General features: G+C 72.3%; 19 protein-coding genes. 10 read left to right on the forward strand and 9 right to left on the reverse strand.

The window, feature by feature from the left end:
- The coding region (locus ABD223_RS43805; RefSeq protein ID WP_425564092.1) for a polysaccharide deacetylase family protein at positions 1 to 1316 on the forward strand (1316 nt) is incomplete at its 5' end.
- A gap of 113 nt (positions 1317 to 1429) precedes the next feature.
- Here ABD223_RS43805 and ABD223_RS40920 read toward each other — a convergent pair.
- Positions 1430 to 2728 (reverse strand): extracellular catalytic domain type 1 short-chain-length polyhydroxyalkanoate depolymerase, encoded by a 1299-nt coding sequence (locus ABD223_RS40920; RefSeq protein WP_344043271.1) that lies wholly within the window; start codon positions 2726 to 2728, stop codon positions 1430 to 1432.
- A 1258-nt stretch (positions 2729 to 3986) separates the two neighbouring features.
- Here ABD223_RS40920 and ABD223_RS40925 point away from each other — a divergent pair.
- Positions 3987 to 4583, forward strand: a complete 597-nt coding sequence (locus ABD223_RS40925; protein WP_344043273.1) for a hypothetical protein — start codon at positions 3987 to 3989, stop codon at positions 4581 to 4583.
- Between the two features lie 452 nt (positions 4584 to 5035).
- Here the strand turns inward: ABD223_RS40925 and ABD223_RS40930 are convergent, their stop codons facing one another.
- Positions 5036 to 6247 (reverse strand): MFS transporter, encoded by a 1212-nt coding sequence (locus tag ABD223_RS40930; RefSeq protein WP_344043275.1) that lies wholly within the window; start codon positions 6245 to 6247, stop codon positions 5036 to 5038.
- 64 nt (positions 6248 to 6311) lie between these two features.
- Here ABD223_RS40930 and ABD223_RS40935 point away from each other — a divergent pair, with 64 nt between their 5' ends.
- Positions 6312 to 6833 carry an ArsR/SmtB family transcription factor gene (locus tag ABD223_RS40935; RefSeq protein ID WP_344043277.1) on the forward strand — a complete coding sequence of 174 codons (522 nt, stop codon included), beginning with the start codon at positions 6312 to 6314 and terminating at the stop codon, positions 6831 to 6833.
- A 19-nt stretch (positions 6834 to 6852) separates the two neighbouring features.
- Positions 6853 to 8400, forward strand: coding sequence for a DUF885 domain-containing protein (locus ABD223_RS40940; RefSeq protein ID WP_344043279.1), 1548 nt, complete (start codon positions 6853 to 6855; stop codon positions 8398 to 8400).
- On the opposite strand, the gene ABD223_RS40945 is transcribed toward ABD223_RS40940, so the two are convergent.
- Positions 8376 to 9134: an ABC transporter permease gene (locus tag ABD223_RS40945; RefSeq protein WP_344043281.1), complete on the reverse strand. Its 759-nt coding sequence runs from the start codon at positions 9132 to 9134 to the stop codon at positions 8376 to 8378. The genes ABD223_RS40940 and ABD223_RS40945 overlap by 25 nt on opposite strands.
- Positions 9131 to 10051 carry an ATP-binding cassette domain-containing protein gene (locus tag ABD223_RS40950; RefSeq protein WP_344043283.1) on the reverse strand — a complete coding sequence of 307 codons (921 nt, stop codon included), beginning with the start codon at positions 10049 to 10051 and terminating at the stop codon, positions 9131 to 9133. Before ABD223_RS40950 ends, ABD223_RS40945 begins: the two co-directional genes overlap by 4 nt.
- A 79-nt stretch (positions 10052 to 10130) precedes the next feature.
- Here ABD223_RS40950 and ABD223_RS40955 point away from each other — a divergent pair, with 79 nt between their 5' ends.
- On the forward strand, positions 10131 to 10877 hold the full coding sequence (locus tag ABD223_RS40955; protein ID WP_344043285.1) for a TetR/AcrR family transcriptional regulator: 747 nt from the start codon (positions 10131 to 10133) through the stop codon (positions 10875 to 10877).
- A gap of 100 nt (positions 10878 to 10977) precedes the next feature.
- Here the strand turns inward: ABD223_RS40955 and ABD223_RS40960 are convergent, their stop codons facing one another.
- The 3 genes from ABD223_RS40960 to ABD223_RS40970 all read right to left on the reverse strand — a co-directional run bounded on the left by ABD223_RS40960 (position 10978) and on the right by ABD223_RS40970 (position 14740).
- A complete protein-coding gene (locus tag ABD223_RS40960; protein ID WP_344043287.1) occupies positions 10978 to 11439 on the reverse strand; it encodes a DoxX family membrane protein in 462 nt (153 codons plus the stop codon).
- A 567-nt stretch (positions 11440 to 12006) separates the two neighbouring features.
- Complete coding sequence (locus ABD223_RS40965; protein ID WP_344043289.1) at positions 12007 to 14061, reverse strand: glycosyl hydrolase; 2055 nt, start codon at positions 14059 to 14061, stop codon at positions 12007 to 12009.
- A 181-nt stretch (positions 14062 to 14242) separates the two neighbouring features.
- On the reverse strand, positions 14243 to 14740 hold the full coding sequence (locus tag ABD223_RS40970) for a MarR family winged helix-turn-helix transcriptional regulator (protein ID WP_344043291.1): 498 nt from the start codon (positions 14738 to 14740) through the stop codon (positions 14243 to 14245).
- A 64-nt stretch (positions 14741 to 14804) separates the two neighbouring features.
- On the opposite strand from ABD223_RS40970, the gene ABD223_RS40975 reads away from it, so the two are divergent.
- Complete coding sequence (locus tag ABD223_RS40975; protein ID WP_344043293.1) at positions 14805 to 15767, forward strand: EamA family transporter; 963 nt, start codon at positions 14805 to 14807, stop codon at positions 15765 to 15767.
- 19 nt (positions 15768 to 15786) lie between these two features.
- On the opposite strand, the gene ABD223_RS40980 is transcribed toward ABD223_RS40975, so the two are convergent.
- Positions 15787 to 18414, reverse strand: a complete 2628-nt coding sequence (locus ABD223_RS40980) for a glycoside hydrolase family 3 N-terminal domain-containing protein (protein WP_344043295.1) — start codon at positions 18412 to 18414, stop codon at positions 15787 to 15789.
- A 384-nt stretch (positions 18415 to 18798) separates the two neighbouring features.
- On the opposite strand from ABD223_RS40980, the gene bdeA reads away from it, so the two are divergent.
- The gene (gene bdeA, locus ABD223_RS40985) at positions 18799 to 19668 is read left to right on the forward strand and encodes a bis(hydroxyethyl) terephthalate hydrolase (protein WP_344043297.1); all 870 of its coding nucleotides are present in this window, start codon (positions 18799 to 18801) and stop codon (positions 19666 to 19668) included.
- A gap of 263 nt (positions 19669 to 19931) precedes the next feature.
- Positions 19932 to 20132, forward strand: coding sequence for a hypothetical protein (locus tag ABD223_RS40990; RefSeq protein WP_344043299.1), 201 nt, complete (start codon positions 19932 to 19934; stop codon positions 20130 to 20132).
- Positions 20133 to 20309: 177 nt separating this feature from the next.
- Here the strand turns inward: ABD223_RS40990 and ABD223_RS40995 are convergent, their stop codons facing one another.
- Complete coding sequence (locus ABD223_RS40995) at positions 20310 to 20765, reverse strand: Lrp/AsnC family transcriptional regulator (protein ID WP_344043301.1); 456 nt, start codon at positions 20763 to 20765, stop codon at positions 20310 to 20312.
- A 93-nt stretch (positions 20766 to 20858) separates the two neighbouring features.
- Here ABD223_RS40995 and ABD223_RS41000 point away from each other — a divergent pair, with 93 nt between their 5' ends.
- Entirely contained in the window at positions 20859 to 21692 is an 834-nt protein-coding gene (locus ABD223_RS41000) for a TIGR03619 family F420-dependent LLM class oxidoreductase (RefSeq protein WP_344043303.1), read from the forward strand.
- Positions 21689 to 22096 (forward strand): nucleoside deaminase, encoded by a 408-nt coding sequence (locus ABD223_RS41005; RefSeq protein ID WP_344043304.1) that lies wholly within the window; start codon positions 21689 to 21691, stop codon positions 22094 to 22096. The genes ABD223_RS41000 and ABD223_RS41005 overlap by 4 nt, the downstream gene beginning before the upstream one ends.
- Positions 22097 to 22386 lie beyond the last annotated feature (290 nt).

Raw genomic sequence — 22386 nt, forward strand, 5'->3', positions numbered from 1 at the left:
TGCCCATCGACTGCGTCGGCTTCCAGGCCCACTTCAACAGCGGCAACCCCGTGCCGTCCAACTACCACACCACCCTCCAGAACTTCGCCAACCTCGGTGTGGACGTCCAGATCACCGAGCTGGACATCGAGGGCTCCGGCTCGTCCCAGGCCGAGCAGTACCAGGGCGTCGTGCAAGCCTGCCTGGCCGTCACCCGCTGCACCGGCATCACCGTGTGGGGCATCCGCGACAGCGACTCCTGGCGCGCCTCGGGCACCCCGCTGCTCTTCGACGGCTCCGGCAACAAGAAGGCCGCCTACAACTCCGTCCTGGCCGCGTTGAACGCCGGCGGCTCGCCGGCCCCGACCACCACCACGACGACCCCGCCGAACACCTCGGACTGCCGCAACGGCTACGTGGCCCTCACCTACGACGACGGGCCCAACGCGAGCACCACGCCCCAGCTGCTCACCGCGCTGCGGTCGGCCGGCCTGCGGGCCACGTTCTTCAACCAGGGCAACCGGGTCCAGCAGAACCCCGCCCTCGCGAAGAGCCAGCGCGACGCCGGCATGTGGGTGGAGAACCACAGCTGGTCGCACCCGCACATGACGCAGCTCAGCCAGGCGCAGATGACCTCGGAGATCTCCCAGACCCAGCAGGCCATCCAGTCCGCCACGGGCGTCGCCCCGAAGCTGTTCCGCCCGCCGTACGGCGAGACCAACAGCACGCTGAAGGCGGTCGAGGCCCAGTTCGGCCTGACCGAGGTGCTGTGGAACGTCGACTCGCAGGACTGGAACGGCGCGAGCACCGCCCAGATCGTGCAGGCCGCGTCCACCCTCCAGGGCGGCGGCGTGATCCTGATGCACGACGGCTACCAGACGACGCTCAACGCCGTGCCGCAGATCGCGGCCAACCTGACGAGCCGGGGCCTGTGCGCCGGCATGATCTCCCCGTCGACCGGCCGGGCCGTCGCGCCGTCGGACACGCCCGGCGGCGGCCCGACGACCACCACGACGCCCCAGCAGCCGGGCGGCGGCTCGTGCACCGCGACGTACCGGATGACCCAGCAGTGGGGCGACAGGTTCAACGGCGAGGTGACCATCAGGGCCGGCGCGTCGGCGATCAGCAGCTGGACCGCCACCGTCACCGTGAACGCGCCGCAGAAGGTGTCGAGCACCTGGAACGGCACGCCGAGCTGGGACTCCAGCGGCAACGTGATGACCGTGAAGCCCAGCGGCAACGGCAACCTGGCCGCCGGGGCAGGCACGACGTTCGGCTTCACCGTGATGGCCAACGGCCAGTGGGCGGCGCCGACCGTCTCCTGCCGCACGCCGTGACACCCGCCGCTTGACGGCCTGACGGTTCCGGCCCGCACCCTCGGGGGTGTGGGCCGGAACCGTTTCGGTGTTCAGCCGTTCGTGATCAGTTGTTCTTGTTCAGCCGTTCGTGATCAGCCGGCGGCGCAGGTCGGGGTGAGCCCCGCGGCGGAGCCGGTGCCCTGGAAGCCGAACTCGGTCGACTGGCCGGCGCCGACGTTGCCGTTGAAGCTGACGTTGCGCCACTGGACGGTGCCGGTGGTGCCGGTGCGGTTGGCGTTCCAGGAGTTGGTGACGGTGGCGCCGGAGGGCAGCGGGGTGGTCACGGTCCAGCCGCTGATCGCCGAGGAGCCGGCGGTGACGCGGATGGTGGCGACGAAGCCGCCGTTCCAGGAGTTGATGGAGGCCGACGCGGTGCAGCCGCCCGGCGTCCCACCACCCGAAGTCGTCGTCGTGGTCGTCGTCGTGGTCGTGGTCGTCGTGGTGGTGTCCGTGGTGGTCGTCGTGCTTGAGGTGGTGGTCGGGTCGGTCGTGCCGGTGCTGTTGAGCCCGAGGAAGGCGATGGCGTACTGGACCATGCCGCTCTGCGGCAGCGAGTGCCCGACCCCTTGGACGCTGACCCCCTCGACCGGCGGCTGCGCGCCGCTGCCGCCGTAGCGGGTGCGGGTCCAGCTGCTCTGGGGCCGGTCGGTGGAGGTCGGCGTCTGGCTCACGCCGTGGACGTTGGTCCACTGCTTGATCGCCTCGGTGAAGTTCGGGTAGCGCAGCGTGTCGTCGGTGGTGCCGTGCCACAGCTGCATCCGCGGGAACCGCCCGGTGTGCCCGCCGCTCATCTGCCGTGCCTGGTCACCCCACTGCTGGGCGGTCTTGGTGAGCTGGCCGTTGGCGCACTGGCTGTTCCAGCCGGACCCGTCGGTGGTGGCGAAGCAGCCCGCGGGCACGCCCATGAACGACGAGGCCGCGGAGAACACGTCCGGGTACTCGGCGGCCAGCACGTTGGTCATCATCGCGCCGGACGAGAACCCGGTCAGGAAAACCCGCGCCGGGTCCACGCCGTAGCGCTGCTTGGCCCAGTTCACCATCGACAGGATGCCGACCGGATCACTGCCCCCGCCGCGCGTGAGGGCCTGCTGGGACGACACGTCGAAGCACTGGCCGCTGCGCGTGGCCTCCGGGAACACGATGACGTAGCCGTACTGGTCCGCGGCGGTCACGTAGTCGCGGGCGTACCCGTTGAAGATCGCCGACGCCGTGCCGGTGCAGTAGTGCATGGCCACCAGCAGCGCCGGCCGCGACGCCACCCGGTCCGGCACGTAGGTGTACATCCGCAGGTTGCTCGGGTTGGTGCCGAAGTTGGTGATCTGGGTGAGCGTTGCGGCGGAGGCGGGCTGGGCGGCGAGCAGCACGCTCGCGACGACCAAGGGCGCAGCCACCGCGGCAAGAGCCGGGAGGAGTCTTCGCACTCGTCTGGTCCTTTCCGGGCACAGGGTTGAATTACCACGCCCGCACCGAAGGACGACCCGAGCCGAGCACCGGTGCAGGCTCACGCGATGAACACGATGGTCATTCACCTGCAATAGCCGGGTCAACGCTTATCGAGATTTTTCGAAATCTTTCGAAGCTTCCCACCCGGCATCTGCCAGCAGCAACCCGGCACAATCATCTCAATTGGACACCCGCAGCGCCCGTATAAGTACCCGCGAAACGAACAATGTTGCGATACTCTTCGCAACCCACCATCGACCGTTCGCCGCAATGTCAGCAACAAGGGCGACGACGGCAACAACGACGGCAACGCGCCGCGCCGCCAACCAGCGACCAGCGACCGGCGACCGGCGACCGGCGAAGCCAACTCACCCCGCCTTCATCGACGCCCCCCAGCCACGCTCCCCACCCAAGCCCCCAGCCACGCCACGATGCTCGCCCACGACACTCGTCAGCCTGTCCTCGTCGGTCCGTCCCCAACGGCTTGCCCTAGCCAGACCGCCCTAGCCAGACTGCCCTCGCCGCCCTGCCTTCACCTGCCCGCCTTCGCCGGGTTGTCCCGCCTCCTCGCCCTCGCCCCACCGTCCGTTCGCTCACCAACCCAACTCATTCACCGACCCTGTCCGCTCACCCACCCACTCCCTGCCCGTTATCCGCTCTGCCCGTTATCCGCTCTGCCCCTTCACGCTCCCTTCCCCGCGTGCCCGGCCACCTCCCGCCTTTCTGCTCCCGCACCGACTCCATCCATCCTTTCCCGCTACCCAGCACCCAGCACCCGCCAGTCGCCCGTCCGTCGCGCCGCCTCCATATTTCCGGCAACGTTCGAGGCGTTGACATTGATCCCGAACCCTGCCCGTGTAACACGTACGTGTCGTCTTCTTCTCTGTTTTCTTCACCGGCGGCAGGATCGCCATGAACCTCCCGTTCGCCTATCAGACCGGGTTTGCGTGCCGGCGGCAACTCCGCGGCGGCTCGGATTTAGCGCTCACGGGTCTCGCTGGCTCGATCTGTGCAGTCGTGGGTGTTCGGGTGTTCGGGCGTCTTGAGTTCTTCCGGGAAGGTGGTGGGGTTGGTGGTTCAAGTAGGCGGGGTTGTCGGAAACAGCTGGCCGGGTGCTGTGGATTGTTGGAGTTGGAGACCAGTGGGGCGATCGTTCACCCGTTCGGGTAGTGATCTCGTGGTACGTCGCATGCCGAAGATCGAGAAGTGGAAGCGGCGCAGCGAGTTCTGCTCATCGACCTCGAGAACATGATCGGCCCGGTCAACCCGCGGCCCGAGTTGGTGCGCGGGCGGATCACCGCGTTGGTGCGCGCGGCCGGGCCGGTGCACCACGCGCTGGCTTGTTATGCCCGGACCGAACCTGAACTGGACGTGATCGGCAGCGTGCTCGCCGAGATGAGCGTTCCCAGCCGGGTGGTCACGCCCGGTCCGGACGCGGCGGAGAAGGCGTTGCTCGCCCACGCCCGTTACGTCCACGGTCGGGGTTGTCGGACGTTCAGCGTCGCCTCGGCGGACCGCAGTTTCACGGCGCTGGCCGAGTTCGGCGACTTCGACGTGATCGCCTGGACCAACCAGCAGGTGTCCACGCGTCTCCAGGCGGCTGCCCGGCAGGTGCTCAGGGTGCCCCGCTCGGGTCCCGCCACCGGGCCCGCGCCGGTCTACCGGCCGCCCGGTCCGGCGTTACCGCTGCTCTCGGCGTTGACCACGGGGATCGGGATCGGTTTGGGGCAGTTCGCGGTCGAGCGCCTGGTCACCCGGGTCTCACGCCGCCACAACGGCGGGGAGGGGGAGGCCGAACGGTGAGGAGGGAGGAGGGAGTAGGGAGGAGGAGGGTCGGTGGGAAGACGCAGGAAGGGACAGGAAGACGCAGGAAGGGACAGGAGGGCAGGCAGGCGGGAGTAAGAGGGGCTGGCGGGAGGGGGGCGGGGCGGAGGACCAGCGGGAGGCGCCACCGCTGACCACCCGGTCACGAAGAACTCCGGAAAACCCTAAAAACTCCGAACAACTCCGAAGACCTCGAAGAAATTCGCGAGGAAATCAGGCAGGGCCCCGGAAGAGCTTCGGCAGAACTTCGGAAGAGCTTCGGCAGAGCTGCGGACGGAGCTCCGGACGGAGTCCGGGGCAGGATTCCGCTGAGCGGGGTGGCAGTTCGGTCCGGGAGTGCCGTCACCGTCCACTCCGGACGTGGTCGCCGCCCCGCGTGCCGCGCCCCGAGCCGGGCGAACCCCGCCGCGCTCCGCCGGACCACTCCCGGGTCACACGGCGAGGAGCGCTTCGTCGATGCGGCGGTCGGTGACGGTGATCAGCCCCAGGAGGGCGGTCAGCGCCAGGGCGGCCGTGATGGCGAACAGGGCGCGGAGGCCTACCAGGTGGGCCAGGGCGCCGCCGAGGGCCGCGCCCAGCGGCATGGTGCCCCACGCCACCATGCGGTAGGCGCTGTTCACCCTGCCCAGCAGGCGGTCCGGGGTGACCTGTTGGCGCAGCGAGATCGCGACCACGTTCAGTACCGCGATGCCGAATCCCGCGACCGCGAACGCGGCGGCCACGGCGTACGCGTTGGTGGTGACGGCCGGGGCCGCGAGGCTCAGGGCGCCCGTGCCGAAGCCCAGGCCGAGGGAGCGGGCGCGGCCGAGGTGGGCTGTGACTCGTTCGGCCACCAGGGAGCCGGCCAGGCTGCCGATGGCCGGGGCGGTGAGCATGAGGCCGAAGACCTCGCCGGTCAGGCCCATGGCCGAGTCCGGGCCCACGGCGTACAGCACGAAGACCGCGGTCGCCGCGCTGTTGGCCAGGTTGGACACGCCGACCATGGCGGCCAGGGCTCGCAGCAGGCGGTGGCGGACCAGGAAGCGGAGGCCTTCGGCGATGTCGGCGCGCAGGGTGGTGCGCCGTTCCCCGGGCACCCGGAACGTGCCGCGGACCGTGGCCAGCGCGCCCACCGCCACCAGCCACAGCGCGGCCGGGGCGGTGAAGGCGGCCACCGCGCCCGCGGTCACGAGGAGGCCGGCGGCGGCCGGGCCCAGGAACTCGTTGGCGGTCAGTTCCACGGCGAACAGGCGGGCGTTGGCGCGGGGCAGGCGGTCCCGGTCGACCACCTGCGGGAGCAGGGAGTGCGAGCAGGTGTCGTAGAGGGTTTCGGCGGTGCCCGCGCCCAGGGCGATCGCGTACAGCAGCCAGATGGTCGCGACGTCGAGCGCGACCGCGCCGGCGGTCGCGGCGAGCAGGGCGGCGCGGGTGGTGTTGGCGGCGAGCATGATGACGCGCCGGTCGAAGCGGTCGGTGATGGCACCCACCGGCAGGGTGAACACCAGCCACGGCAGGGTCAGGGCGAACACCAGGCCGGCGATGAGCGCGGGTTCGCGCGTGACCTGCACCGCCACGAGCGGCAGGGCCACCTTGAACGTGCCGTCGGCGAGGTTCGAGAAACCGGCCGAGGCCCAGAGGCGCCAGAACGCCGTCCCCAAGTGCATTGATGGAGGTTCCCACATCGGTGGAGTTTTCTCCATCGTTTTGCCGGGCACTAGGTTGACCCGCATGGATCAACGGCAGCGGCGCCCCGCGACGGTCCAGGAGACGAAGGCCCTGGCCCACCCGTTGCGCCTGCGCGTCCTGCGGCTGTGCACGGGGCAGGAGCTGACCAACAAGCAGCTCGCCGAGCGCTTGGGGCGCGACCCCGGCACCGTGCTCTACCACGTGCGCCAACTGGTGGCCGCCGGGTTCCTGGAGGTCGGCGAGGTGCGCACGGGTGCGACCGGCGCCCTGGAGAAGCCCTACCGGTCGACCAACCGGTCGTGGTGGCTGGACGGGCCGCTGGGCGACGAGGGGCCGCCCGCGCCGATGGCGCCGCTGGAGGCCTTCCAGGAGGAGCTGGCCGAGGCCGGGCCCGAGTCGGTGCGGACGTTCTCGCGGTTCGCGCTGCACCTGTCCACCGAGGAGGTGGACGAGCTGAGCCGGCGGGTCGGGGCCGTGCTCGACGAGTACGTGGCGACCGACGACCAGCGCCTCGACCGGCCGTTGCAGGGCGGCATCTTCGTGGTCCACCGCCTCGTCCGGTGACGCCGGCACCATCGGTCGCATGCCGAGCGCACACGACCTCGACGGGACGGCGGACGAGCTGCTGCGGACCGTCCTCGACCACCACCCCGTGCTGGCCACCCTCCAGGGCATCCCCGGCCACGACGGCCGGTTGACCGATCACGGCGAGGAGGCCGAGGCCCGCTTCACCGCCCGCCTCGACGACCTCGTCCGGCGCGCCGAGGCGGTCGACCCGGGGCCGCTGGACCGCACCGGGCGCGTCACCCGCGACACGATCGTCCAGCAGGCCGGCGCCCACCGGGAGCAGGTCGCCGACCGGTGGGTCGAGTTCACCATCTCCGACCTGGTGCTCACCCCCGTGCCCCTGCTGCTCTACGCGCTGGCCGAGGCGCCCGACGAGGGTCGCCGCGCCGGGCTGCCCGCCCATTTCCGCGCGCTGGCCGACCGGCACCGCGCCGGTGTCGCGCACGGCCGCCTCCCGGTCCGCCGCCTGGTGGAGGCGGCGATCGCCCTGCTCGACCGCAACGCCGACCTGCCCGGCGTCGCCGAGTACCGGTCCGCGCTGGTCGAGGACGTCCTCCCGCACGGCCGCCCGGACGACCGCGCCGGCGTGTGCCACCTCCCCGGCGGCGACCGGCTCTACGCCAACGCGATCAGGAGGCACACCACCACCGACCTCACCCCCGACCGGCTGCACCGCACCGGCCTGGAGGTCATGGCGGCCCTGGAGGACGAGTACCGGGAGCTCGGCCGGGAGGTCTTCGGCACCTCCGACCTCGCCGCCGTCTTCGCCGGGCTGCGCGACGCGCCCCGCTTCGCCGGCGGTGAGGAGGTGCGGGTCGCCGCGGAGCGCGTCGTCCGCCGGGCCGAGGCCGCCGCGCCGGGGTGGTTCCACCAGCCGCCCGAGCACCCGTGCGAGGTCCGGCTCTACCCGCCCGGCACCTCGGCCGCCACGCCGCCCTCGTACCGCATGGGCGCGGTCGACGGCTCCCGCCCCGGCACGTTCTCCGTCAACCCCGGCCAACCGGTCCAGGTGCACGCCCTGGAGGCGCTGACGTTCCACGAGACCGTGCCCGGCCACCACGTGGACGGCTCCGCGCGGTTGCGCCGGACCGACCTGCCGCTGCTGCGCCGCGTCGCCGGCCTGCACGCCTACAGCGAGGGCTGGGCCCTGTACGCCGAGCGCCTGGCCGACGAGATGGGCCTCTACACCGACGCCCGCGCCCGCCTCGGCATGCTGGTGTTCGACTCGATGCGCGCCGGGCGGCTGGTGGTGGACACCGGCCTGCACGCCTTCGGCTGGAGCCGCGCGCGGGCCGTGGAGTTCCTCCTCACCACCACGCCGATGGCGGCCGAGCTGGTCGAGGCCGAGGTGGACCGCTACCTGGCCGACCCGGGGCAGGCCCTGGCGTACATGGTGGGCCGCCTGGAGCTCCAGCGCCTGCGCGCGGGCGCCGAGCGCCGGCTGGGCGGCGCGTTCGACGTCAGGGACTTCCACGAGGTCGTGCTGTCGGAGGCGCGCGTGCCGCTGTCGACGCTCGGCGACCTGGTCGAGGAGTGGGTTCAGTCCCTGGTGCGCCGCCGGTAGAGCAGGGTCGCCGCGGTGAACGACGCGCCCAGCAGCCCGACCGACCAGGCGAGCGCCACCCACCCGTCGCCGCCGACCGGCGTGCCGGTGAGCAGGCCGCGCACGGTCTCGATGACGGGGGTGATCGGCTGGTGCTCGCTGAACGCCCGCAGCGCCGCGGGCATGGTGTGGGTCGGCACGAAAGCGCTGCTCAGGTAGGGCAGGAACAGCATGAAGAAGCTGAGCGCGCTGGCCGACTCGACCGACTTGGCCACCGCGCCCAGCCCCGCCGCGAGCCACGACAGCGCGAGCACGTAGAGCAGGAGCAGCCCCACCGCCGCGGCCCACTCCACCGGCGACGCCGACGGCCGGAACCCCATGGCGACCGCCGCGCCGAGCACGATGGCGGTGGACACGGCGTTGCGCGCGACGCTGGCCACGACGTGACCGGTGAGCACCACGAACGGGCGAACCGGCATGGACCGCAACCGGTCGACCATGCCCTTGGCCATGTCGTCCGCCACGGACATCGCGGTGGACGCGGCGCCGTAGCCGACGCACAGCAGCAAGATGCCGGGCACCACGTAGTTCACGTACCCGGTGCCGGTGTTGATCGCGCCGCCGAAGACGTAGACGAACAGCGTCATCATCAGCAGCGGCAGGACCACGGACATGATCAGCGTGTCGGTGTTGCGCCTGGCCAGCCGGATGCTCCGGCCGACCATCGCCGCCGAGTCGGACAGCGCGTGGCTCATGCCGCCGCCCCTTCCCGGGTCAGCGCGAGGAACACGTCGTCGAGGGTCGGCCGGTGCGAGGACACGCGGGAGGGCGCGACGCCCGCCGAGCGCAGGTCGTCCAGCACGGCGTGCAGGTGGGCGGCGCTGCCGTCGGACGGCACGCTGAGCACCCGGCGCTCCCCGTCGGCGAACCCGCCCAGCCGCCGCCGCGCGGCCTCCAGCTCGCCCGCCGAGGCGAAGCGCAGGTCGACGCGCTCGCCGCCGACCCGCGACTTGAGCTCGTCGGCGGTGCCCTGCGCGGCCACCCGGCCCCGGTCCAGCACCATGATCCGGTCGGCCAGGCGGTCGGCCTCCTCCAGGTACTGGGTGGTGAGGAAGATCGTCGTGCCGGTGCGCACGAGGTCGCGGATCGCCTCCCAGACGGTCGCGCGGCCGGCCGGGTCGAGCCCGGTGGTCGGCTCGTCCAGGAACACCACGCGCGGCGCGGCGACCAGGCTCATGGCCAGGTCCAACCGCCGCCTCATGCCGCCCGAGTAGGTCCCGACCCGCCGGTCGGCGGCGGCGACCAGGTCGAACCGCTCCAGCAGCTCGTCCGCGCGGACCCGCGCCCCCGCCCGGCCCAGCCGCCGCAACCTGCCGACCAGCACCAGGTTCTCCCGCCCGGTCTGCTCCGCGTCCACGGCCGCGTACTGCCCGGTCAGGCTGATCGCCCCGCGCACCGCCACCGGCTCGCGCGCCACGTCGAACCCCGCCACCCGCAGCCGCCCGGCGTCCGGCCTGGTCAGCGTGGACAGGATCCGGACGGTCGTGGTCTTGCCCGCGCCGTTGGGACCGAGCAACGCGAAGATCGACCCCTCGACGACCTCCAGGTCCACCCCGTCCAGCACCGCGGTGGACCCGTACGCCTTCTTCAGGCCGGACACCTCCACGATCATGACAACCCCCTATGCGTATGCAATACGCAAATTAGCGTAGCTGATACGCAATTAAAGGCCAAGCCCCTAGACTGGCCGCGTGACCGAGGAGAACGACCTGCCCGACGACGTCGCGCTCCTCTGGGGGCTGCGGGACGCGCCGCGCCGCGGCCGCAAACCGTCCCTCACCACCGCCGACATCACCCGGGCCGCCATCGGGGTCGCCGACGCCGAGGGGTTGGCCGCCGTGTCCATGGCGCGCGTGGCGCAGCAGCTCGACAAGTCCACGATGGCGCTCTACCGGCACGTGCGGAGCAAGGACGAACTGCTGGCGCTGATGGTCGACGCGGCCATGGAGGAGCCGCCCGAGCTGCCGCCGGGCCGCGACTGGCGGGCCGGGCTGACCACCTGGTCGCACGGGGTGCTCGCGGTGCACCGGAAGCACCCGTGGCTCAGCCGGGTCCCGATCAGCGGACCGCCGACCGGACCGCACAACCTGGCCTGGTTCGACCGGGCCCTGGCCGCGCTGGCCGGCACGCCGCTGGCGGAGGACGAGAAGGTGGGGGTCGTGATGGGCCTGCTGACCTTCGTCAACGGGGAGGTCCGCCTGGCCGGGGACCTGGCCGCCGGCTACCAGGACAACCCGGAGGCCTTCAGCCGGGCCTACTCGAACGCGCTCAAGCGGGTCGTCGACCCCCGGCGGCTGCCGTGGTTGAGCAAGGTGGTCGAGGCGGGCGTGTTCGACCTCGACGATTTGCACGCGGAGGAGGACCTGGAGGCCGACTTCACCTTCGGCCTGAACATCTTCCTGGACGGCGTGGCCGCGCACGTGGCCCGCCTGGCGTGATGGTGTTGCGAGTGATGGTGTTGCGGGCGAGGGCGCTTCGAGTGACCGCGCCGGGGTGACAGCGCCGCGGAGCCGGTCGGGGCCCCGCGGCGCTGCCGGATCACCGCTGTCGGACCTGCGCCACCCGCTGCCGCACGGGTGCGTCGGCCGACATGACCGCGAGGGCCGCGGTGATCAGGACCAGGTTCTTGACCACGAACTCACCGGTCATGGTCAACAGCAGCGGGTTGCCCGTCCGGAACGCGACGGCCGGCTGCACCACCAGGATCAGGAACGTCCCGCACAGGTGGAGCACCACCAGCAGCGCTACCCAGCGCAACCGGCGACCCACCACCAGGGCCACTCCCAGCACCACTTCCACCACACCGAGCACGAGTACGAACGCGCCCGGGTCGAGCCACGGGACGGTCTGGGCGACGAGGTCGGCGACCGGGGTCGCGCCGGCCACCTTCAACGCGCCGAACCAGACGAACACCACGCCGAGCGAGCCCCTGAGCAGGGGAACGCTCAACGCCCGCAAGGAGTTCGCCCGCGCGTCCAGACGGGACGAGAAGCTGGTCATCCGCATCACTTCCTTCGGGGCGGGACCACGTCGTCCCGCGCAGGAGGGTGGTCCGGCAGGCGGTCGACGCTGACCGCCTACCGAACTGGGAGCGCTCCCAGAACTGTAACGGTAAGGAAACTCGCTGTGAAGGCCTCGTGACGTGGATTGGGCCGGCGGGCCTCTGCGGAATGCTCCGCTCGCCCCTGGTGAGACGCCCGGAAGACCGGCGAACGGACCAATGCGGGCGGTTCCTGGCCTGAATGGGAACGGGATTGGTCCGGAGCCGGGCCGGGATTGACCTGCGATCGGGCCGGGATCGGGCCGGGATCTCGGCAAGGGTGGCGGGGCCGCGCGGAGGTGAACGGAGCCTCGGGGTGGGTGGCGCAGAGCGCGGGAGGCGCGGGGCGCGAGGCGCGCAGCAGCGCGATGCTGCGGGCAGCGCAGCAGCGCGGGCGCCGTGGCGCGGGCGCCGTGGCGCGGGCGCAGCGCCGTGGCGCGGGCGTGCGGGCAGCGGCGCGGCTCCGGCGCGGGCCCGGCCGCGCGCACCCCGGGCAAAGGGCGCGCGCGGGCGGGGTTCGAGAGGCCTCAGGCCGCCCGGATGTCGTCCAGGTACAGGCTCCCCGTCACCACGGGGTTGCCCTCCACCTGGTTGACGAAGACGTTGAACTGCGACAGGTCCCGCAGGTCCTCCGGTGTGATCCGCCGGTGCGCGTTGCCCGTGTCCCACGGCGCGGGGCGCCAGTCCGCGAACGGGATCGTCACCACCCCCGCCCCCGTGCCCGCGATCGACGGGTACGCCTCGTACGCCACGCCGCCCGCGTTGAGCTGGAGCACCAGCCTGTGGTTCGACCCGTCGCCGCGCAGCCACAGCGACAGGCCCGCGTACGCCGACCAGTCCCCGGTCACGCGCTTGCCGATGCCCGTGTAGGTCTGGAAACCGAAGTCGTAGTCGAACTTCAGCGCCTTGCCGCCGTTGGCCGCCGCCAGCGAGATCCTGTTGCTGCCGTACGGGCTGTACTCGGAGTTGAGCGCCAGGTCGTCCACGTGCCCCTCGAAATCGTCCACCACACCGGGCGACAGCGGTGGCTTCGCGCCGAGGATCACCCGGTTGGTGAGCTCCAACCTGCCCTTCGCGCCCAGTGCGGTGACCCTCAACCGGGTGACCTTGTTGGTCAGGTTCTCCTCGCCGACGCGCCAGGCGCCGGTGTAGTAGCCCGAAGCGCGGTCGTACCGCAGGGCGTGCCGCACCCGGCTCTCGCCGACGGTGTAGTAGACCAGCGCGGGCCCGGCGTCGAGCACCCGCACGCGGATGACGGCCTCGGGCGCGGTGATCCGGTCACCGTCCACAGGGGACACCACGTGCATGGAGGGCTCGTGCCGCTCCGCCTTGACCTCGCGGCCGTAGACGTCCTTCAGGTCCAGGTCGTCGCTGAACACCGAGAACGGGTCGTCGTGCAGCCGGCGCAGGTCGGGCAGCAGCTCGTGCTCCGGCTGGTCGGCGGTCGCCGGGTGGGGCAGGAAGAACTGCTCCGTGCCGAAGTTGACCCAGGTCAGCATGTACGCGCTGCGGCTCGCCCGCGCGTCGGCCTTGATCGCGTCGAACAGGGCGGTGTACCAGCTCGGGTTCCGGTTCTGGCCGTTGGGCTTGAGCGCGCCGCTGATCCCGTACTCGGTGAACGCCGAGACCTTGCCCCGCTCCGCCGCGAGGTCGGCGATCATGCCCAGGTCGGCGACGACGCCGTCCAGCCACTGGCGCGAACCGCCGCTGTCGTCGTAGCTGTCGACGCCGAGCACGTCCACGTAGCCGTCGCCCGGGTAGGTGCGCAGGTAGACGTCGTCGACGCCGCCGAACCCGCCGCCCGGCGAGTACGCGTACAGGAGGTTGTGCACGTCCTTCACGTCCCGCAGGTACTCGACGGTGTAGCGGAACAGCTCGACGTACTCGGCGGCCGAGGCGTGGGCCGCGCCCCACCAGAACCAGCTGCCCGCGTTCTCGTGGAACGGCCGGTAGACCATCGGGATCGGGTTGCCGCGCCGGTCGTCGACCTCGTGCGCGAGCCTGGCCACGCGGTCGAGGTAGGCGTTGAACTCCGCGTGGTGGTCGCCGCCGGGCAGGATCCGGCCGACCACGTCGCCGCTCGTGTCGTAGAAGTCCCCACCGGTGACGAAGTTGTCCATGTGGGACGCGAGGGTGTGGATCCCGCCGATCTCGTCGTGGGCGGTCTCGATCAGCCGCACCGTGGCCCGGAAGTTCTCCTCCGGCGTCGGGTTGCCCGGCGACGAGCCGTGGCCCAGGTGCCCGGTGTCCCAGCCGAACAGCGCCGGGTGGTCGCCGACGCCCGCCGCGACGTCCGACCGGAGGCCGTCGGTCTCGGTGGCCTCGTCCCAGGTGATGCCGAACTCGGTCGTCTGCTGGTGGCCGAACAGCACGCCCTCGCCCTGCTGGTCGCGCAGGTAGGCGAACAGGGACCGGGTTTCCGGGGTGGCGTCCGGGTCGGAGATCCCGACCCGCTCGGGCCTCCGCTCGGCGGGCGCCGAGGCCGAGGCGGGTGCGGGGACCACCGCGCCCCCGCCCAGCAGGGCCGCCACGACGACCGCGACGGCCGCGCGTCTGACAGGGGGTTGCTTCGCAGGTGACATGGCTGACCGACCTCTCGACCTTGAGGGGCACTCGCTGGCAGGCACCTTAACCGCATAAGTTTCGTAAGTGAAGAAACTTCTTCGCATGACCGAGCGGGCCCCGCCGACCCGACCAGGGCTCGACCCCGCGCGTCACCCGAGGACCGCGGTTCGCGGGCGGCGTCGCCGACCGCGGCAGGGCTCAGCCCCGGGTGTCGCCCAGGGATTCGAGGACGGCCTTCAACGCGCCGGCGAGCACCGCCCGCTCCTCCGCCGACAACGCGGCCAGCAGGCGCTCCTCGGTGTCGAGGTGGTGCGGCAGCACGCGGTCCACCAGCGCCAGCCCCTCCCCCGTCAGGCCGACCACCACGCCGCGACCGTCGCGCTCGCTCGGGGCGCGGGTCACCAGGCCGCGCGCCTCCAGGCGGTCGAGGCGCTGGGTGACCGCGCCCGAGGTGACCATCGACGCGCGCATCAGCCCGGTCGGGGTGAGCCGGTGCGGCGGCTCGCTGCGGCGGAGGGTGGCCAGCACGTCGAAGGAGGCGCGGTCGAGGCCGTGCGCGGCGAACGTCCGCTGCAACTCGGCCTCCACCAACCGGCTCAGGCGCGTGAGCCGCCCGATCACGGCCATCGGCGAGACGTCCAGGTCCGGGCGCCGGTCGTGCCACTGCTCCAGCACCAGGTCGACGTGGTCTGCCACCGATCCAGCTTAGCGGTGAGACAAGTCACTCCCCGATATCTCATCGCTAAGCTACTTTAGCTTAGTGCTAAGCAAACTCGCGACCGCCGCCGCCCCGGCCATCTGGGGCACCACCTACTTCGTCACCAGCGAGTTCCTGCCCCCGGACCGCCCCCTGCTCTCGGGCCTGCTCCGCGCGCTGCCCGCCGGGCTGCTGCTGGTCGCGGCCACCCGCCGGCTGCCGCGCGGCGACTGGTGGTGGCGGTCGCTGGTGCTCGGCACGCTCAACATCGGCCTGTTCCTGCCGCTGCTGTTCCTGGCCGCCTACCGGCTGCCCGGCGGGGTCGCGGCGACCGTCGGCGCGGTGCAGCCGCTGCTCGTGGCGGGCCTGGCAGTCCTGCTGCTCGGGCAGCGCCTCACCGCGCGGACCGCGCTCGCCGGGGTGGCCGGCGTGGCGGGCGTCGCGCTGCTGGTGCTGCGACCCGGCGCGGGGCTGGACCCGGTCGGCGTGGCCGCCGCGCTGGGCGGGGCCGTGGTGATGGCCGCCGGCGTGGTGCTGGGCAAGCGGTGGACGACGTCCGCGCCGCTGCTCGCCACCACCGGCTGGCAGCTCGTGGCGGGCGGTCTCGTGCTGCTGCCGGTGGCGCTGCTGGTCGAGGGCCCGCCGCCCGCGCTCGACTCGGCCGACCTCGGCGGCTACGCCTACCTGGGGCTGATCGGCGGCGCCCTGTCCTACGCGCTGTGGTTCCGCGGGATCCGCCTGCTGCCCGCCACGCAGGTGACGTTCCTCGGCCTGCTCAGCCCGGTCGTCGCGACCGCCGTCGGGTGGCTCGTGCTCGACCAGTCGCTCACCGCGACCCAGTCCCTGGGCGCGGTCGTCGTGCTGGCCGCGCTGGTCGCGGCCCAGGCAGGAGGGGTGAGCCGCGCGGATCGCGGCGTTCGGCGGCACTTCACCCCGGGGCGCCGGAAGCGGGAGGCCGAAAAGCAGGGGGCGGACCGCGAAGGCCCGCCCCCTGCCCCGGTTGAACGCCGGCTCGGCGCCGGGTGAACGCCGGCTCAGCCCCGGCTCAGCCGGCCAGCTCCGCGCACGTCCGCGCGTCCGGGTCGGCCGCCGCCTTCGGCACCCACCGCACGTTCGCGAACGACGCCTGGAACGCGCCCTCCGTGTAGACCAGGAACGGCGTGTTGATGTTCTCGAAGTCCAGCCCGCGCTCCGCGAAGCAGGACAGCGGCACCTTCACCGTCGACTTCACGCCCACCGGCAGCCCGGTGAACACCGAGGTCGCGTTGACCTCGCCGAAGCACGGGTAGACGCAGTGCGCGCTCAGCACCGTCCGGGCCGCGGGCGACTGGTGCACGATCACGTCGAACACCAGCGCGGCGTTGGCGTTGGGGTAGCCGCGCAGGTCGCTGCCGCCCGCCGGGTCCTGGAGGTACAGCTGGCCCGCGCCGGAGCCGGTCCAGGTCGTCTTCAGCGCGTCGCCCTGCACGTTCACGTCGGCCGGGACCACGGTGATGTTGGTGTGCGCGGCCTCCGCGTCGGGGCCGAGCTCCGTGCCGCTCCAGTTGTCCGGCGAGCCGATGAAGCTGCGGTACGGCGCGGAGTCGACCCGGTTGTGGACCTCCAGGTCCTCGGTCGCGACGCCACCGCCGCCGTTGCCGGAGCAGCCGAACTCGGGCGAGGTCTCGTCGAGCCGCCCGATGGTGCGGTGCGACCAGGTCTTGAGGCCGTAGCCCGGCTTGAACAGCGGGTCGTAGCCCTCGTCACCGGGGTTCAGCGGCGTCTGGCAGGCCGCGCCGGGCCACGAGTAGGACAGGGTGCCGGTGAAGCCGGGCCACGTGTGGCGGCCGCGGACCAGCAGGTCGGCCACGCCGCCGCCCTCGGTGCCGGGCAGCCACGCCGCGACGAACGCGTCCGAGCGGTTCAGCTCCTTGTTCACGTGCAGCGGGCGGCCCGACACGTACACCGTGACGACCGGCGCGCCCTTGCCGCTGACCTTGTCCAGCACGGCCAGATCCTGCGGGTAGAGCTTCGCGGCCTCCAGGGTGCGCCTGCCGATGTCGCCGACGCCCTCCGCGTACGGGGTCTCGCCGATGACCGCGATCACCGCGTCGAAGCCCCGGGGGTCGACGTCGCCGGTCTCGCTGAACACCACGTTCTGCTCGCCCAGCGCCTCCTTGAGGCCGCCGAGCACGGTCTGCCCGACCGGGAAGTCCGCGTTGGTGTTGCCGGTGCCCTGCCAGGTCAGCGTCCAGCCGCCGGTCTGGTTCTGGAGGGAGTCGGCCGACTTGCCGACGACCAGCACCTTCGACCGCGGCTTGAGGGGCAGCACCCGGTTGTTGTTCTTCAGCAGCACCTGGGACTTGCGCACGGCCTCGCGGGCCAGCCCGCGGGCCTCCAGCGCGTCGGCCTCGCCGGCGTGGCGGCGGTCCGAGGGCTTCCGCTCGCCGTCGAGCACGCCCGAGCGGAGCTTGACGCGCAGGATGCGGGTCACCGCGTCGTCGATGCGGGCCACCGGGATCTGGCCGCCCTCGACCTGGGCGACGGTGTTGGCGATGAACGCCTTCCAGTCGTTGGGCACCATCACGACGTCGATGCCGGCGTTGATGGCCTGCGGGCAGCTCGCGTTGGTGCAGCCCGCGACCTGGCCGATGCCGTTCCAGTCGGAGACGACGAGGCCGTCGAAGCCCATCTTGCCCTTGAGGATGTCGTTCAGCGCGAGGTCGCTGCCGTGCAGCTTGCCCTCCGCGATGCCCTCGGCCTCGTTGTCCCAGGAGTTGAACGACACCATCACGGTCTGGGCGCCGGCGGCGAGCGCGCCGTAGTAGCCCTGGCCGTGGACGTTGATCATCTCGGCGGTGGTGGCGGGGTTGACGCCCTGATCCTTGCCGCCGACCGTGCCGCCGTCGCCGATGAAGTGCTTGGCGGTGGCGAGCACGTCGACGTTCCGCCTGCTCCGGCCCTGCAACCCGATCACGGCCTCGTAGCCGTAGGCGCGGGTGATCCGCGGGTCCTCGGAGTAGCCCTCGTAGGTGCGGCCCCACCGGTCGTCCAGCGGCACGGCCAGCGTGGGCGCGAACGCCCAGTCCTGGCCGGTGGCCCGGATCTGCTCGGCGGTGGCCTCGCTGACGTCGCGGATCAGGCACGGGTCGTGCGCCGCGCCCAGGCCGATGTTGTGCGGGAAGACGGTCGTGCCGTACACGTTGTTGTTGCCGTGCACGGCGTCGATGCCCCAGATGACCGGGATCTTCGTGCGGGTGGCCTTAGACGCCTGCCAGTAGGCGTCGGCCAGGTCCAGCCAGGCGTCGACCGGCGCGTGCTTGTCGCGGTTCGGCCACGAGCCGCCGCCGTTGAGCACCGAGCCGATGCCGTACTCCCGGACCTCGTCCGGGGTGATCGCCGCGATCTCCGGCTGGGTCATCTGGCCGACCTTCTCGGCCAGGGTCATGCCCGCCACGATCTTCCGGATCCGCCGCTCGTCGGCGGGGGTGGACTCGACCCGGCTGTCGACCCGCGGCCAGTCGGACAGCTCGGGGAGGTCCTTCTCGATCCGCGCGCAGCCGTGCTCGGTGCGCGGTTCGCCGATCACGGGCTGGCGCGTCTTCTGGTCCGGCGCGGCCTGGGCCACGCCTCCGGTGACCAGGCCTGCGGCGAGCACCGCGGCCAGCGCGGCGCTCAGGTGTCTGCGGGACATCGGCGGTTCCGTTCATGAAGTGGCGACGGCTCTGTCGCGCCCGATCCTCGTGTTGGAGGCGATCCCGGTCAAGAGCTTCGTGGGAGCGCTTCCGCGCAGGTAGGAGGGCAGCGTCCCGGAACATCCCGGTCCCGGCGCCCAGGGACGAACCGGACAAGCCCCCCTGATGGGCAACACCGTTGGCGAAACACACATCCGAATAATGTTCGCATTCAGCCCACTGAGACGTAGACCATCCGCTTCAACGGTTAAGGGGCCGAATTACTTGACGCCTGAGTAGGTAATGCGGCAGGCTCCCCGAGTGGGTTGGAATCGTCCAATCAGGACTAACCGCACCAGGGCCATCCGCCGGGCCCTCCCGCACCGGGGAAAGAGCAGACACACATGTCCTTGAGGTCACCCCTGTCCCGTCGCGCCCTCGTCCTGGCCGCGGCGGTCGCCCTCACCGCCCCCGCCGCGGTCGCCCAGGCCGCGGAGAACCCCTACGAGCGGGGCCCGGCCCCGACCACCTCCAGCATCGAGGCGAGCCGCGGCCCGTTCGCGACGAGCCAGACCACCGTCTCCTCGCTGTCGGCCAGCGGGTTCGGCGGCGGCACGATCTACTACCCGACCAGCACCGCCGAGGGCACCTTCGGCGCGGTCGCGATCTCGCCCGGCTACACCGCGGCCCAGTCCAGCATCTCCTGGCTCGGCCCGCGCCTGGCGTCGCAGGGCTTCGTGGTCTTCACCATCGACACGAACTCCCGCTACGACCAGCCGTCCTCGCGCGGCGACCAGCTCCTCGCGGCCCTGGACTACCTCACCACCCGCAGCTCCGTGCGCAGCCGCGTCGACCCCGACCGCCTCGGCGTGATGGGCCACTCGATGGGCGGCGGCGGCGCGCTGGAGGCCACCAAGGACCGGCCGGCCCTCCAGGCGTCGATCCCGCTCACCGCGTGGAACACCACCAAGACCTGGTCGTCGGTCACGACGCCCACGCTGATCATCGGCGCGGAGAACGACTCCGTGGCCTCGGTGACGACGCACTCCGAGCGCTTCTACACCGGCCTGCCGTCCACCCTGGACAAGGCGTACCTGGAGCTGGAGGGCGCGAGCCACTACGCGCCGAACACGTCCAACACCACCATCGCCAAGTACAGCATCTCCTGGCTGAAGCGGTTCATCGACGACGACACCCGCTACGAGCAGTTCCTCTGCCCGGCGCCGCGCGGCGCGGCCATTTCCGAGTACCGCGACACCTGCCCGCATTCGTAAAAGAGTTTCGCGAAACACCGGCGGCCTGCTGTTTCGACAGCATTTCGACAATGCCTCCCCACGGGCCGTTCACGCTGTTCGCCAGCGTGAACGGCCCGTTGGTCATGTATGTGAAAGTTCTTGCCGTATGTGAACATGCTGGATAAGGTGCTTGTGGGAGCGTTCCCAGAGCCCTACTCGCAAGGAGGCGAATCGTGAGTCTGCGCCATTGCGGGTTTTACCGGCGACCAGCGGGCGCGGCGGCGGCCGCCACCGCCACGGCATTGGCGACCGACCCGGGCGACGCCTTGTCGGGGCGGACGCCGGAGTGGTCGCTCACGGCCGATCGGCAGGTCGCGCAGCGGTGGGGCGGGGAGTCCTCCCGGTCGAGCGGCGCGATGGACGTCGAACGCGGCGCGGAGAGCGCGCGGGGCGTCGAGCCCACCGCCGCGCACGGCGCGGGCGCGGGGAAGGTCCCCGCCTGACCCGGGCCGCACCCGATCCCGGGTGGGGAGCTGCCGCGGGGGCGCTCCCCACCCGTGCCAACCGGTCCCGGCGACGTTCGGCGGGCGTCGCCCGGGCCAGGGCCGCCACGGCGCGGCCGGCCTCAACGGGGAGGCCGGCCGCGTCGTGGCGGCCCGTCGCCCCGGGGCGGCGACCCGCTACCGGGGCGCGGCCGGCGCCACGCCCCGGTACGGCAGGGTCTGGCTGTAGACGATGTTCGTGGTGGTGCTGCCGAACGCCATCAGCTCGTCGACCACCCGCTCCAGGTGGGCCATCGAGGTGGCGGCGACCTTGAGCGTGTAGCAGTCGTCGCCGGTGGTGCGCAGGCACTCCAGCACCTCGCCGCGCTCGGCGAGCAGCGCGTGCAGCGGCTCGTGGCGGTTGCCCGGGTACTTGAGGCGCACCACCGCGAGCACCGGGTAGCCGGCCCGGTCGAGGTCGACCTCGGCGCGGTACCCGGTGACCACGCCCGCGGTCTCCAGGCGGCGGACCCGCTCGGTGGTGGCCGAGGCGCTGAGGTTGACCCGGCGGCCCAGCTCGGTGAGCGGGACGCGGCCGTCGCGCTGCAACTCGGCGAGGATGGCCCAGTCCGTCTGGTCGAGGTTCGCGGTCACCGGGCCAAAGTACCGTGGATTCCACGGCCCCAGCAGCCGCACGCCGGGAGCAATCCCTTCAGCAGCGCCGCTCCCCCGCCTAACCTTGATCACGTGCGAATCGGCGTGAACGTCCCCAACTTCGGTCCCGGCACCTCGCCCGACGTGCTGCGGCGGTGGGCCCTCACCGTCGAAGGGCTCGGCTTCGACCTGCTGATGGTCTCCGACCACGTGGCGGTCACCGCCGACGTGGCGGAGCAGTACCCGGCGCCGTTCTACGAGCCGTTCACCGCGCTGTCCTGGCTGGCCGGGGTGACCTCGCGGATCACCCTGGGCACCACCGTGCTGGTGCTGCCCTACCGGCACCCGCTGCTGGTGGCGCGGATGGCGGCGAACCTGGCCGAGCTGTCGGGCGGCCGGTTCGTGCTCGGCGTCGGCGTCGGGTGGGCCCGGCAGGAGTACGAGGCGCTGGGCGTCCCCTTCGCCGAGCGCGGCCGGCTCACCGACGAGGGGCTGCGCGCGGTGCGGGCGGCGTGGTCGGACGAGGCCGACTACCGGGCCGGGTCCGTGCCGGTCTGGGTGGGCGGGCACTCGGACGCGGCGCTGCGGCGCGCCGTCCGGTACGGCGACGCGTGGCACGGGCTCCGGCTCACCCACCGGCAGCACGCGGAGGCGGTGCGGCGGTTGGCGGACATCGCCGCCCGCGAGGGGCGGCCGACGCCGGCCCTGGCGCCGCGCATCCTGCTGCGCCTGACCCCGGAGGACCCCGGCCCGGACCGCCGCATGGGCGAGGGCACGGTGGCGCAGGTGGTCGACGACCTGGCCGGGCTGCGCGAGTCGGGCGCGGAGGCGGTCGTGCTGGACCCGTTCGTCGGCGATCCCGCCGAGACGCGGAGCCCCGAGGTCGCCTGGCACGCGCTGGCGACCGTGCGGAAGGAGTTCGGATGAGCTTGGACAGGGCGATCGAGCTGGCCGTGGAGGCGCGGGCGGCGGGCGATCCGCCGTTCGGGTCGCTGCTGGTCGGACCGGACGGCGAGGTGCTGGCCGAGGCGCGCAACACGTCGTTGTCCGACAACGACATCACCGCCCACCCGGAGCTGAAGCTGGCCCGGTGGGCGGCCCGCGAGCTGGACCCGGCGGTGGCCGCGCGCACCACGATGTTCACGAGCTGCCAGCCGTGCGGCATGTGCGCGGGCGCGATCGAGCGGTCGGGGTTGGGGCGCGTGGTGTTCGCGCTGTCGACCGAGCAGCTGAACGAGCTGAAACCGGGTGGCGGTTTTCCGGCCGTGCCGCAGGAGGGGCCTGGCCGGCACGCCGAGGCGCGTGCCGCCGTGGAGGGCTACTACCGGTGAGCCGACCCGCCCGGACCCCGGGGGGTCGGGCGGGTCGGCTCGTTGGGGACCACCCGGCGGCCCGGGGTGGCCGGTCGCCGGTTCCCGCCGGGGTGTCGCCGAGGTGGCGGCGCAGGTCGGTGGCCAGGGTCGCGAGCGGGGTGCGGGGGTAGGCGCGGGTGCGCCCGGCGACGACGGCGAGGGCGAGGGGGAAGCCGCCGCACACCGAGAGCAGGTCGTCCACGGCGTCGGCCTCGGCGGTGGCCCGCCCCGGCGGGAGGCGGGTGGCGAGCAGCCTGCGGGCCTCCGCC

This window comes from Saccharothrix xinjiangensis (assembly GCF_039527585.1).
Lineage (GTDB): Bacteria > Actinomycetota > Actinomycetes > Mycobacteriales > Pseudonocardiaceae > Actinosynnema > Actinosynnema xinjiangensis.

Coding starts and splice junctions, on each gene's coding strand:
- bdeA (WP_344043297.1), top strand. CDS start 18,799: ATGTCCTTGAGGTCACCCCTGTCCCGTCGCGCCCTCGTCCTGGCCGCG.
- ABD223_RS40960 (WP_344043287.1), bottom strand. CDS start 11,439: ATGACCAGCTTCTCGTCCCGTCTGGACGCGCGGGCGAACTCCTTGCGG.
- ABD223_RS41005 (WP_344043304.1), top strand. CDS start 21,689: ATGAGCTTGGACAGGGCGATCGAGCTGGCCGTGGAGGCGCGGGCGGCG.
- ABD223_RS40930 (WP_344043275.1), bottom strand. CDS start 6,247: ATGCACTTGGGGACGGCGTTCTGGCGCCTCTGGGCCTCGGCCGGTTTC.
- ABD223_RS40980 (WP_344043295.1), bottom strand. CDS start 18,414: ATGTCCCGCAGACACCTGAGCGCCGCGCTGGCCGCGGTGCTCGCCGCA.
- ABD223_RS40940 (WP_344043279.1), top strand. CDS start 6,853: ATGCCGAGCGCACACGACCTCGACGGGACGGCGGACGAGCTGCTGCGG.
- ABD223_RS40950 (WP_344043283.1), bottom strand. CDS start 10,051: ATGATCGTGGAGGTGTCCGGCCTGAAGAAGGCGTACGGGTCCACCGCG.
- ABD223_RS40935 (WP_344043277.1), top strand. CDS start 6,312: ATGGATCAACGGCAGCGGCGCCCCGCGACGGTCCAGGAGACGAAGGCC.
- ABD223_RS40945 (WP_344043281.1), bottom strand. CDS start 9,134: ATGAGCCACGCGCTGTCCGACTCGGCGGCGATGGTCGGCCGGAGCATC.
- ABD223_RS40965 (WP_344043289.1), bottom strand. CDS start 14,061: ATGTCACCTGCGAAGCAACCCCCTGTCAGACGCGCGGCCGTCGCGGTC.